General features: G+C 46.2%; 11 protein-coding genes and 4 tRNA genes. 13 read left to right on the forward strand and 2 right to left on the reverse strand.

Translation table 11 applies throughout. From position 1 onward, the window contains the following. Positions 1-96: 96 nt before the first annotated feature. Together pyrH and ACW9SV_RS14980 are read right to left on the reverse strand one after the other, a co-directional pair. A complete protein-coding gene (gene pyrH, locus ACW9SV_RS14975) occupies positions 97-804 on the reverse strand; it encodes a UMP kinase (RefSeq protein WP_479557584.1) in 708 nt (235 codons plus the stop codon). 88 nt (positions 805-892) lie between these two features. Beyond that, positions 893-1,387: an acyl-CoA carboxylase biotin carboxyl carrier protein subunit gene (locus ACW9SV_RS14980; protein ID WP_479557585.1), complete on the reverse strand. Its 495-nt coding sequence runs from the start codon at positions 1,385-1,387 to the stop codon at positions 893-895. Between the two features lie 81 nt (positions 1,388-1,468). Here ACW9SV_RS14980 and ACW9SV_RS14985 point away from each other — a divergent pair, with 81 nt between their 5' ends. From ACW9SV_RS14985 to rpoB, 13 genes are all read left to right on the forward strand, one after another. Further along, positions 1,469-4,003, forward strand: coding sequence for a M1 family aminopeptidase (locus tag ACW9SV_RS14985; protein ID WP_479557586.1), 2,535 nt, complete (start codon positions 1,469-1,471; stop codon positions 4,001-4,003). Between the two features lie 115 nt (positions 4,004-4,118). Then, positions 4,119-4,201, forward strand: a tRNA-Tyr gene (locus ACW9SV_RS14990). A 74-nt stretch (positions 4,202-4,275) separates the two neighbouring features. After that, positions 4,276-4,348: transfer RNA gene (locus ACW9SV_RS14995), tRNA-Gly, on the forward strand. Between the two features lie 42 nt (positions 4,349-4,390). Further along, positions 4,391-4,462, forward strand: a tRNA-Thr gene (locus ACW9SV_RS15000). A gap of 64 nt (positions 4,463-4,526) precedes the next feature. After that, positions 4,527-5,714 carry an elongation factor Tu gene (gene tuf / locus ACW9SV_RS15005; protein WP_479557587.1) on the forward strand — a complete coding sequence of 396 codons (1,188 nt, stop codon included), beginning with the start codon at positions 4,527-4,529 and terminating at the stop codon, positions 5,712-5,714. Between the two features lie 109 nt (positions 5,715-5,823). Next, positions 5,824-5,896, forward strand: a tRNA-Trp gene (locus ACW9SV_RS15010). A 23-nt stretch (positions 5,897-5,919) separates the two neighbouring features. Beyond that, positions 5,920-6,111, forward strand: a complete 192-nt coding sequence (gene secE, locus ACW9SV_RS15015) for a preprotein translocase subunit SecE (protein ID WP_479557588.1) — start codon at positions 5,920-5,922, stop codon at positions 6,109-6,111. A gap of 15 nt (positions 6,112-6,126) precedes the next feature. Continuing rightward, entirely contained in the window at positions 6,127-6,684 is a 558-nt protein-coding gene (gene nusG / locus ACW9SV_RS15020; RefSeq protein WP_479557589.1) for a transcription termination/antitermination protein NusG, read from the forward strand. Positions 6,685-6,696: 12 nt separating this feature from the next. Further along, positions 6,697-7,140, forward strand: a complete 444-nt coding sequence (gene rplK, locus ACW9SV_RS15025; RefSeq protein WP_062543970.1) for a 50S ribosomal protein L11 — start codon at positions 6,697-6,699, stop codon at positions 7,138-7,140. A gap of 11 nt (positions 7,141-7,151) precedes the next feature. Then, entirely contained in the window at positions 7,152-7,841 is a 690-nt protein-coding gene (rplA, locus tag ACW9SV_RS15030; protein ID WP_479557590.1) for a 50S ribosomal protein L1, read from the forward strand. 9 nt (positions 7,842-7,850) lie between these two features. Then, positions 7,851-8,378 (forward strand): 50S ribosomal protein L10, encoded by a 528-nt coding sequence (gene rplJ / locus ACW9SV_RS15035; protein WP_479557591.1) that lies wholly within the window; start codon positions 7,851-7,853, stop codon positions 8,376-8,378. Between the two features lie 38 nt (positions 8,379-8,416). Further along, complete coding sequence (rplL, locus tag ACW9SV_RS15040) at positions 8,417-8,797, forward strand: 50S ribosomal protein L7/L12 (protein WP_149092175.1); 381 nt, start codon at positions 8,417-8,419, stop codon at positions 8,795-8,797. A gap of 156 nt (positions 8,798-8,953) precedes the next feature. After that, on the forward strand, positions 8,954-12,826 hold the full coding sequence (gene rpoB, locus ACW9SV_RS15045; RefSeq protein ID WP_479557592.1) for a DNA-directed RNA polymerase subunit beta: 3,873 nt from the start codon (positions 8,954-8,956) through the stop codon (positions 12,824-12,826). Positions 12,827-12,882 lie beyond the last annotated feature (56 nt).

Consider the following 12,882-nt stretch of genomic DNA (forward strand, 5'->3'; position numbering starts at 1 on the left):
ATGACTAAACGGTACCACCGTAGCAAACGCCAAAGGGCAGCACAAATTTCTAATTTAATTTATTAAAATCCACTTCCGGGGCAGTGCGACCTTTATTTACATAGAAACCAAGGTTCCAACTCTCTCGCCCTGGATCAATTTGGCTAAGTTGCCCTTCTTGTTGATGTCAAACACCACAATTGGTAAATTGTTCTCCTTGCAAAGGGTAAACGCAGTCATGTCCATTACGTTGAGGCCTTTTTCAAAAACCTCTTCAAACGTGATGTCATTGTACCGCACGGCAGAAGAATCTTTCTCCGGATCGGCGGTGTAAATACCGTCTACGCGGGTACCTTTCAATACCACATCGGCCTCAATCTCAATGGCTCGCAAACTGGCTGCTGAGTCAGTGGTGAAATACGGGTTTCCAGTACCGGCTCCAAAGATCACCACGCGGCCTTTCTCCAAGTGACGCATGGCCCGGCGGCGGATGTACGGCTCACATACCTGCTGAATGTTGATGCCTGATAACAGACGGGTAAAGATGCCCACTTTCTCCAGTGCGCTTTGCAGCGCCATGCTGTTGATCACAGTAGCTAGCATTCCCATGTAATCGCCCTGCACGCGGTCCAACCCTACAGCCTCGGCCTGCACGCCCCTGAAAATGTTTCCTCCGCCAATTACTACGGCAACCTCTGCGCCAAGGTCAACGGCAGATTTAATTTCTTCGGCGTATTGCACCAGCATGTTGGTATCAATGCCATACTGCTGCTCGCCCATCAAGGACTCACCGCTGAGCTTCAATAGAATTCTTTTGAATCGCATGCTTACTTATTAGATAATGAAAGTTATTGACGTATGTATTGACACGTATTGGGCCTGTCTTTTTCAAAACAGGCCCAATACGGTATTTTTAAAACACAACCAGGATTTGGTTCTTCTCTACGTTCTGCCGTAAGTTTACCTTAACCTCGCTTACCACGCCATCGCCGGGAGACTTTATGATGTTCTCCATTTTCATCGCTTCCAGAATAAGGATAGGATCTCCCTTTTTCACTTCCTGACCGGGTTCAACCTTGATGTCAATGATAAGGCCGGGCATAGGGGCTTTGATGTCGTTGATCTTATGTGCCAGGGCCTGCCCCATGCCTAAGCTCTCCAGCAGCAAGTCCATCCGGTCTTGTACCTGTAGGGTATGCACATTGCCATTGATCTTTATCCGGAAGGTTTTGGTCTCAGGATCAGCATCCAGCAGCTCGGCCGTGTAAGAGCGTCCGTCTTTTAAGATATGGAAAGAAGTAGGGCTGAGGGGAAGCAAATCCCAGGTAAAAGGAGTATTGTTGAGAAGAATCTGGTTTTTCTCCAGGACTACTTGCCAGGTGGAAGTGGCCGATTTTACCTGTAGCATGTTTGCAGGGTTATAGACAGTAAGTACCGTACCTGTGAGATAAATTCACAACTTGAGTTCCCAAAGTTAATAAATCATTACATGAATCATATCGTTTCGCGCGGCTTCTTGTTCTTTCTGTTGTGCAGTGCCACCGCGGGCTGCTCTGTGAAGAAGCCAGTACCTCCTGGCGTGTCTTCAGAAGTTGCCGTCAATGCCCCTGATACCACCGCCGTTGCCGAAGTTACTCCCATTACCAGTCGTGGACCTTACCAACCTGCCGCGGAACGCCTGATGGATTTGGTGCACACCAGATTGAACGTGCGATTTGACTGGGCAAAGCAGCACTTGCTGGGTGAGGCGACCCTTACGCTCAAGCCTTATTTCTATCCGCAGAACCAAGTGGTGTTAGATGCCAAAGGCTTTGACGTGCACAAAGTAACCTTACGGAAGGGAAAGCAGGAACTGCCCCTCAAGTACGAATATGATCAGCAGAAACTAACCTTACAGTTAGATAAAACCTATACCCGCACCGATACCCTGCAACTCTTCATCGCTTACACCGCCAAACCCAATGAGCTAAAGGTTAAGGGCAGTGAAGCAATTCAAGCCGATAAGGGACTGTACTTCATCAATCCGCTAGGTACAGAGGAAGGCCTGCCCCAGCAAATCTGGACCCAGGGCGAAACAGAGGCGAACTCGGCCTGGTTTCCTACCATAGACAAGCCTAACGAGCGAATGACACAGGACCTGTTCATCACCGTGGAAAACCGATTTAAGACCTTGTCTAACGGAGTCTTGGTTTCGTCAAAAGATTTGAAAAACGGCTTGAAAACAGACCATTGGCAGATGACCAAACCACATGCGCCTTACCTGGTCATGATGGCCATCGGTGAGTTCTCCGTAGTGAAAGACAAATGGCGGAACAAAGAAGTAAGTTACTGGGTGGAGTCTGAATACGCCGGTACCGCAAAAGCCACCTTCGGCCGGACCCCGGCCATGTTGGAGTTTTTCTCCCAAAAGCTAGGCGTTTCCTTTCCTTGGGATAAGTATGCCCAGGTAGTGGTCCGCAACTTCGTTTCCGGGGCAATGGAGAACACCACTGCTTCCACCTTTATGGAGGCCGTGCAGCAAGACCGCCGCGAACTGCTGGATAAGAACTGGGACCATATCATAGCCCACGAACTCTTTCACCAATGGTTCGGGGACTTGGTGACCACTGAGTCTTGGGCAAATCTTCCATTAAACGAGTCATTTGCCGATTATTCTGAATATCTGTGGGCCGAGCATCGGTATGGCCCCGATGAGGCAGCTTTGACCCATCAAAACGCGTTATTAGAGTATTTAGGGGAGGCCAGAACCAAACAGGAACCCTTGATCAGATACCATTACCTGGACAAAGAAGACATGTTTGACAGCCACTCCTACGCCAAAGGCGGACGTGTGCTGCACATGCTTCGGCAGGAGGTTGGAGACGAGGCTTTCTTCGCTTCCCTTCAGTTGTACCTCTCCCAAAACAAATACACCGCTGTAGAGATTGATAAGCTCAGACTCGCTTTTGAAGAAATCACTGGCCGAGATTTACGGCCGTTTTTTCAACAATGGTTCCTAACCCCAGGCCACCCGGAACTGAAAGTGCAGCATACCTATCAGAATGGAGCCTTGGCAGTGCAGATAACCCAAACCCAGGATACCACCCGTGCCACCGTGTACAAACTACCCCTGACGATTGCTATTCTAAGTGAAGGCAAATGGCAGGAAGAACAAGTAGAGCTTTTGAAAGCTGACCAGACGTTTACCTTCCCTCTGCAGAGTGCCCCGCAAACAGTGGTGGTGGATCCTACGCAAAAATTGCTGGCCAACATTGCCCATGAGAAATCCTTGGAAGAATGGTCTGCCCAGTTTCTTCATAGCACCGCTTATGCAGCAAAGTCTAATGCCTTGGAACACCTACGGGATACCAGCCATGTGCTGGTAAACCAAGTGCTGCAAAAAGCAATGAAAGATCCTTTCTGGAGAGTGCGGGCGACAGGATTAGAGTTACTGGTGGCAACCAATGCCATGGAGAACCCCCAGGTGCAGGAACAAATTCAGGAGATGGCCGAGACAGACCAGAACAGTGCCGTACGGGCAACGGCAACGTATGTCATGAGCACCTTGAACGGATTGCCGCAAGACATTATTGAGCGCAGGTTGCAAGATAGTTCCTACCAAGTAGTGAGTGCAGCCATCTTTGCCTGGAACCGAGGAGGGCATGACCTGAACAGGTTAAAGCCCTTCCTGGCTTTCAAAAACCCGGATGTCGTGAATGCCCTGGCTTCTGCTTTTACCACCAGTGAAGAAGAGGAGCTTTACAGTTGGTATCTACAAAACAGCAGAAAACTACGGGGCGGAGACTTATATTTCTTTGTGCAGAGCTTTGGAGCCTTCCTGTTGAAAAAAAATATTGACCGGCAGGAGAGGGGGTGGGAGGCCCTTGTGCGGATAGTGGAACAAGAGACCTTAGAGCAAGCAAAACAATCAGCGTTTCAAATGCTTACGCTCCTGGCCGAGACTGATGAACGAAGAGAAAAGCTCCAAATTCTAGTCCAAAAAGACCCAAAATTGGGGCAGTTAATGAGCTCCGAAATAAAATGATTGAAAAAATATTTGCAGAAATATTTGACATGGAAAAAAAAGCCACTAGTTTTGCAGCTCCTAAGAACGAAAACGGCAACGGAAGTAGTTAAAAGGGTTCTTTGAAACAAGTATTGGGGAGATTCCAGAGTGGCCAAATGGGACGGACTGTAACTCCGTTAGCGTAAGCTTTCGAAGGTTCGAATCCTTCTCTCCCCACACCAACACAAGTCAAAAGCCGGGCAAGGTTACAGGTTGTTCATAAAAGGTTTTTGACTCTTTAAAGAAAATAAGCGGGAGTAGCTCAGTTGGTAGAGCGACAGCCTTCCAAGCTGTAGGTCGCGGGTTCGAACCTCGTCTCCCGCTCTTTAAAAGAATGATGCAGCGCAAGCTGCATCATTTCATTATGCCGACGTAGCTCAGGGGTAGAGTACTTCCTTGGTAAGGAAGGGGTCGTGGGTTCAATTCCCATCGTTGGCTCAAGCGGTATTTTATTTTAACAAACAATACACCGTTTCACCCAAGAACTAAATAACTTTCTAAAATGGCTAAAGAAACATTTGATCGTTCCAAACCGCACGTAAACATCGGTACTATTGGGCACGTTGACCACGGCAAAACAACCTTGACTGCTGCTATTACTCAGGTTTTAGCGAGCAAAGGTCTAGCCGCAAAAAGAGATTTCTCTTCTATTGACAACGCTCCAGAAGAAAAAGAGCGTGGTATTACAATTAACACTTCTCACGTAGAGTACGCCACTGAAAACCGTCACTATGCACACGTTGACTGCCCAGGTCACGCTGACTACGTGAAAAACATGGTTACTGGTGCTGCTCAGATGGACGGTGCTATCCTGGTAGTTGCTGCTACTGATGGTCCAATGCCACAAACTCGTGAGCACATCCTTTTGGCTCGTCAGGTAGGTGTTCCTGCTCTTGTTGTGTTCATGAACAAAGTGGACATGGTAGACGATCCAGAATTGTTAGAGCTTGTTGAAATGGAAATCAGAGAGCTTCTTTCTTTCTACGATTTCGACGGTGACAATATTCCAGTTATCCAAGGTTCTGCTCTTGGTGGCTTGAACGGTGACGAGAAATGGGTGAAAACCATTGAAGAATTGATGGCAGCTGTTGATAGCTACATTCCAATTCCTGCTCGTTTAACTGACCTTCCATTCTTGATGCCAGTTGAGGACGTGTTCTCTATCACTGGTCGTGGTACAGTAGCTACTGGCCGTATCGAGCGTGGTATCATCAACTCTGGTGAGCAAGTGGATATCTTAGGTATGGGTGCTGAAGGCTTGAAGTCTACAGTAACTGGTGTTGAGATGTTCCGTAAGATCCTTGACAGAGGTGAAGCTGGTGACAACGTAGGTCTATTGCTACGTGGTATTGAGAAAACCGATATCCGTCGTGGTATGGTTATCTGCAAGCCAGGTTCAGTAACTCCTCACCAACGTTTCAAAGCTGAGGTTTACGTTCTTTCTAAAGAAGAAGGTGGACGTCACACTCCATTCTTCAACAACTACCGTCCACAGTTCTACTTAAGAACTACAGACGTAACTGGTGTGATCACTCTGCCAGAAGGTGTTGAAATGGTTATGCCTGGTGATAACATCACTATCACTGTTGAGTTGATCAACAAAGTAGCGATGGAGAAAGGTCTGCGTTTCGCTATCCGTGAGGGTGGTAGAACTGTAGGTGCCGGTCAGGTAACTGAAATCCTTGACTAATTAGTTAAAAATATAAGTCCGCCTTGCTGAAAATGTAGGGCGGACTTGTTTTTTTAAGAAAAGAATAATACATTTGCACTCCATTTGAACGAATGGCGTGCATTTTTTTACGGGAGTAGCTCAATTGGTAGAGTAGTGGTCTCCAAAACCATTGGTTGTAGGTTCGAGTCCTACCTCCCGTGCAAATAGAGTTAATAGCATCAGAATGGGAAAGCTGACAAAATTTTTCAATGACGCTGTAGAAGAGATGCAGCACAAGGTTACCTGGCCAACCTACTCAGAGCTTCAGAAAAGCTCTCTCCTAGTATTGGTAGGATCTGTTGTGTTTGCGGTCATTGTAGGTGCTATGGATTTTGTTTACGACTCCACCCTGGAATGGTTTTACAACCAGTTCTAATTTAAGCTGGAGAAAATGGCAGATTTAAAATGGTATGTAGTGCGTGCGGTTTCTGGTCAAGAGAAGAAAGCAAAGTCTTATCTTGAGAACGAAGTAGCACGTCATAATTTAACGGAGATGGTGCCGCAGGTGCTTATTCCGTCAGAGAAAGTATACGAAATGCGGAACGGAAAGAAACGCGTGAGAGAGCGTAGTTTTTTTCCGGGTTATGTTTTGGTGTTCGCTGATATCTCTAATGGGGAAGTAGAGCACTTGATTACCAGTACTCCGGGTGTGATTGGGTTCCTTGGTTCTGGCAATGGTCGGGCTGATGAGAAACCAGTTCCTTTGCGTCTTTCTGAAGTAAACCGAATCTTAGGAAAGGTTGACGAAACAGATGAGCAAGTGGAAACTTTAGAGACTCCTTTTATTGTTGGCGAAACTGTAAAAGTAATGGACGGTCCATTCAACGGTTTCTCTGGTACGGTAGAAGAAGTATTTGAGGAGCGCCGCAAATTGAACGTGATGGTAAAGATCTTCGGGCGAAACACGCCGGTAGAACTGAACTACATGCAGGTAGAAAAAGAACAGTAGTAATAAATAGTAATGGCAAAAGAAATAAAAGGTTATCTGAAACTTCAGGTAAAGGGAGGCGCCGCTAATCCAGCACCGCCGATTGGACCTGCACTTGGATCTAAAGGTCTTAACATCATGGAGTTCTGTAAGCAGTTCAATGCTAGAACCCAGGATAAGGCCGGCCAAGTATGCCCAGTTTTGATTACAATGTACACAGACAAGTCGTTTGACTTCGTAATTAAGACTCCTCCCGCTCCAGTATTGTTGATGGACGCTGCGAAAATCAAATCCGGATCTAAAGAGCCCAACCGTAACAAAGTAGGTTCTGTGACTTGGGATCAAATTCGCGAGATCGCTGAAATCAAAATGCCTGACCTGAATGCATTCAAAGTTGAGGCGGCAATGAAATTGGTAGCTGGTACCGCGCGTAGCATGGGTATCACGGTAAAAGGAACTGCTCCTTGGAGTGAGTAATTAAAAAGCAAATGGCTAGAATTTCTAAAAACAGAAAAGCAGTCTTAGCAAAGTACGACCCTAAAAAAGAGTACTCTCTGTTAGATGCAGCAGGCGTAGTAAAAGAAATCACTTTCACTAAGTTTGATGCATCCGTTGACATTGATGTGCGCTTAGGTGTTGACCCGCGAAAGGCTGATCAAATGGTGAGAGGTGTAGTAACACTTCCTCATGGAACTGGTAAAGACGTGCGTGTATTGGTGCTTTGCACTCCTGACAAAGAGCAGGAAGCAAAAGACGCTGGTGCTGACTTCGTAGGTCTGGATGAGTATATCCAGAAAATTGAAAAAGGTTGGACGGATGTAGATGTGATCATCACCATGCCAGCCGTAATGGCAAAAGTAGGTAGATTAGGCCGTATCTTGGGACCTCGTAACCTGATGCCAAACCCTAAAGCTGGTACTGTTACTACAGACGTAGCCAAAGCGGTGAAAGAAGTGAAAGCTGGTAAAATTGACTTCAAAGTTGACAAAACTGGTATCATTCACACTAGCATTGGTAAAGTGTCTTTCGGTCCAGATCAAATCGCGGCAAACGCTTCTGAGGTAATTGCTACCCTTAACCGTTTAAAGCCTTCTTCTGCAAAAGGAACTTATATTAAGAGCATCACATTGTCAAGCACAATGAGTCCTGGTGTAGTAGTTGATAAAACCTCAATTTAACGAGAAGAGATGACACGGGAAGAGAAAGAAATCATTGTACGTGACCTGAGTGAGAAATTAGCTCAAAACTCCTTCGTCTACATCACAGACGCTTCAGAATTGACCGTTGAAACTATCAACAGATTCAGAAGACTATGCTTTGATAGAGGCATTGAGTACAAAGTTTACAAGAACACTCTGATTCGTAAGGCGCTTGATACTTTAGACGTAGATACATCTTCTTTAGATGTAGCTTTGAAAGGTTCTTCAGGAATCTTGTTTGAAGCCACTACAGGTAACGCACCTGCTAAATTATTGCTTGATTTCCGCAAAACAGGCGCTAAGAAGCCAGTTTTAAAAGGAGCTTACATCGACGCCAGCATTTACTTAGGCGACGATCAATTAGATACCCTGAGCAAGATCAAGTCTAAAGAAGAACTGGTTGGTGAAATCATCGGCTTACTTCAATCTCCTGCCAAAAACGTTATTTCTGCACTTCAGAGCGGTGGAAATATCTTGGCTGGCTTGGTGAAAACATTATCAGAGAAAGAACAATAACATTTCAATTTTAAAACAACTTTTAATTACTAATAAAAATGGCAGATTTGAAAGCATTCGCTGAGCAGTTGGTTAACTTAACTGTTAAAGAAGTTAATGAACTTGCTACTATTCTTAAGGATGAGTATGGTATTGAGCCAGCAGCTGCTGCTCCTGTAATGGTAGCTGGTGCCGCCGGTGGAGACGCTGGAGCCGCTGCTGAGGAAAAAACTTCTTTTGATGTAATCCTTAAGTCAGCAGGTGCCTCTAAACTAGCAGTTGTGAAGCTAGTGAAAGAACTTACCGGTCTTGGCTTGAAAGAAGCGAAAGAATTGGTTGATGGTGCTCCAAAACCATTGAAAGAAGGTGTTGCTAAAGATGAAGCTGATTCATTGAAAAAGCAATTGGAAGAAGCTGGTGCTGAAGTGGAGGTTAAGTAATCCACCCACTACCTTCCATTACCACAAAGGGTTAGACCTGGCATTTTCGTCAGGTCTTTTCCTGTTTGTACCTAGAAATGATTTTTCTAGAAATTTCTGCTTCTGAGCGAACTAATCAGGGGCACGACAAAGTTTAAACGTAAAATTCTGACAACTTTGGCTACAAATAAAAAGACAGAGCGGATCAATTTTGCGTCCATTAAGTCGGTCATAGACTACCCAGACTTTCTGGACGTTCAGCTACAATCTTTTCAGGACTTTTTCCAGTTGGAAACCGCTGCCGAGAACCGCACGGAAGAAGGTCTTTTCAAAGTGTTTGCTGAAAACTTTCCGATCTCTGATTCAAGAGAGAATTTCGTTCTGGAATTCGTAGACTACCACGTAGATCCACCAAAATACTCAGTTGATGAGTGTATCGACCGGGGATTGACATATTCAGTGCCGTTAAAGGCAAAGCTTCGTTTGATCTGTAATGATACTGATAACGAAGATTTTGAAACAATTGAACAGGAAGTTTTCTTAGGAAACATTCCTTACATGACAGAGAAGGGTTCATTTGTGATCAATGGCGCCGAGCGCGTGATTGTATCTCAATTGCACCGTTCACCAGGTGTGTTCTTCGCACAAAGCAAGCACACAAATGGTACTAAATTATATTCTGCCAGAATTATTCCTTTCAAAGGTTCTTGGATTGAATTCGCGACAGACGTGAATAACGTAATGTACGCGTATATCGATCGTAAGAAGAAGTTTCCTGTTACAACGCTTCTGCGGGCTATTGGTTACGGTACAGACAAAGACATCTTAGACCTGTTCGGGTTGTCTGAAGAAGTACCTGCTGATAAGAAGACCCTGAAGAATGTAGTAGGTAGAAAGCTTGCTGCAAGGGTGCTGCGTACTTGGACAGAAGACTTCGTGGACGAGGATACCGGTGAAGTAGTATCTATTGACCGTAACGAGGTTCTGTTGGAGCGTGACTCTGAGGTAACAGAGGATGATTTAGACGTGATCATTGACTCAGGTGTGAAATCCATCATCCTGCACCGTGAGAACGTAAACATCGCTGACTACAACATCATCTACAACACCCTGCAGAAAGATAACTCTAACTCTGAGCAGGAAGCCGTTGAACAAATCTACCGTCAGCTTCGGAACACCGAAGCGCCAGACGTGGAGACTGCCCGTGACATTATCCAGAAGTTGTTCTTCAGTGATAAGCGTTATGACCTAGGTGATGTAGGACGTTACAGAATCAACAAGAAATTAGGTCTTGACAAAAACTGGGATGCCAAAGTATTGACCAATGAGGACATTGTTCTTATTGTGAAGTACCTGATTGGTTTGATCAACTCAAGAGCAGTTGTTGATGATATTGACCACTTAAGTAACCGTCGTGTAAGAACGGTAGGTGAACAGTTATATGCGCAATTTGGTGTAGGTCTGGCCCGTATGGCAAGAACCATCAAAGAGCGTATGAACGTACGTGATAACGAAGAATTCAAACCAGTTGACCTGATCAACGCCCGTACGCTTTCTTCTGTGATCAACTCGTTCTTCGGAACTAACCAGTTGTCTCAGTTCATGGACCAGACCAACCCGCTGGCAGAAATCACGCACAAACGTCGTGTGTCTGCTCTGGGGCCAGGAGGTCTATCTCGTGAGCGTGCTGGTTTCGAGGTTCGTGACGTTCACTATACCCACTATGGTCGTCTCTGTACTATTGAGACACCTGAGGGTCCAAACATTGGTTTGATCTCTTCTCTTTGCGTGCACGCTCGCGTGAACAGCATGGGCTTCATCGAAACACCTTACCGCAATGTAGTGGAAGGTAAAGTAGATATCGACCATGGTGTGAAATACCTGACCGCCGAAGAAGAAGATACACACCACATCGCACAGGCCAACGCCATCATTGATGAGAACGGAAACTTTGTGAATGACAAAGTGAAAGGTCGTTTTGAGGGTGACTTCCCGGTAGTAGAGCCAGAGCGCTATACTTATATGGACGTTGCTCCAAACCAGATCGTGTCCGTAGCCGCCTCGTTGATTCCTTTCCTGGAGCATGATGATGCGAACCGTGCTTTGATGGGATCTAACATGCAGCGCCAGGCAGTGCCATTGGTGAAGCCACAGGCTCCTATAGTTGGTACTGGTCTGGAATTGAGAGCAGCCCTTGACTCAAGAGCCTTGGTGAGAGCCGAAGGTGACGGATACGTTCATTTTGTGGACGCTGACAAGATCATCATCCGCTATGACCTTTCAGAGGAAGAGAAGCTGGTTAGCTTTGACGCTGAATACGTAACCTACGACTTAATCAAGTTCCGTCGCACAAACCAGGATACCTGTATCAACCTGACTCCATTAGTGAAGAAGAACGAGCGGGTAATCAAAGGTCAACCATTGTGCGAAGGATATGCTACAAACCAAGGTGAACTTGCCTTAGGTAGAAACTTGCAAGTGGCGTTCATGCCTTGGCAAGGATATAACTTTGAGGATGCGATTGTAATCTCTGAGCGTGTGGTAAGAGATGACGTGTTCACTTCCATCCACATTGAGGAGTTTGAACTGGAAGTTCGTGAAACGAAGCGTGGTGAAGAGGAATTAACCTCTGAGATCCCGAACGTGAGCGAAGAAGCCGTTCGTAACCTGGATGAAAACGGTATTATCAGAATTGGTGCTGAAGTACGTGAAGGAGATATCCTGATTGGTAAAATCACTCCAAAAGGAGAGACTGATCCAACTCCGGAAGAAAAACTTCTTCGTGCCATCTTCGGGGACAAAGCTGGTGATGTGAAGGATGCTTCCTTGAAGGCGCCGCCCTCATTGAATGGTGTGGTAATCGAGACGAAGTTATTCTCTCGTCCTAAGAAAGATAAAAACCTCCGCGCGAAAGCGAAGAAAGAGGTAGAAGAGCTGAAAGCAAAATACAACAGTGAACTCAAAGCCGTGAAGAACGTGATGATTGAGAAGCTGGTGACTTTGCTGGAAGGCAAAACAAGCCAAGGGGTCCGTCACCGTTTCGGGGACGAAATCCTGACCAAAGGCGCGAAGTTTGGCAAGAAGAACATCTCTGAGGCACTTTTCCCTGACAAGAACCCTTACAAGGACGAAAGCAATTACGCTGTTCCGGAAGAGGTGAATATGTTCAAGGATCTGATCCTGGAAGGATGGACTGCTGACGAGCAGACGAACAAGATGTTGTTGGAACTGGTGAAAAACTACACCAAGCGCCGTAACATGATCTCTGCCCGCTTCAAACGCGACCGCTTTACTTTAGAGGTAGGAGACGAGTTACCAGCCGGTATCGTGCAGTTAGCCAAAGTTTACATCGCTAAGAAGCGTAAGCTAAAAGTGGGTGATAAGATGGCGGGTCGTCACGGTAACAAAGGGGTAGTAGCCCGTATCGTTCGTGAGGAAGACATGCCGTTCCTGGAAGACGGAACACCAATGGACATCGTATTGAACCCACTAGGGGTGCCTTCAAGGATGAACATCGGTCAGATCTACGAGACCGTTCTTGGATGGGCTGGTTTGAAGTTGGGACGCACCTATGCAACCCCAATCTTTGACGGTGCTACTGAAGAGCAGGTTTCTGCAGAATTGGCTGAAGCAGGCTTGCCTAAATTCGGACGTTCTTATCTGTACGATGGTTTGAGCGGTGACCGTTTTGACCAACCAATCACGGTAGGTGTTATCTACATGCTGAAACTGGGTCACTTGGTTGACGATAAGATGCACGCTCGTTCCATCGGTCCATACTCACTCATCACGCAGCAGCCATTGGGTGGTAAAGCCCAATTTGGTGGTCAGCGTTTCGGTGAGATGGAAGTGTGGGCGTTGGAGGCCTTCGGTGCCGCTAACGTGCTGCAGGAAATCCTGACTGTGAAGTCTGATGACGTGATCGGTCGTGCGAAAGCATACGAAGCCATAGTAAAAGGTGACGTGTTGCCGAAGCCAAATATCCCTGAGTCATTCAACGTGTTAATTCACGAGCTCAGAGGCTTGGCCTTGGAGATTACGCTAGACTAATAAGCTGTTTCAGAGGAGATTTCAGGAAAGGAAGCCCAAAAGGCTCTATACTGAAA

This window comes from Rufibacter sp. JT20002, from assembly GCF_056491185.1.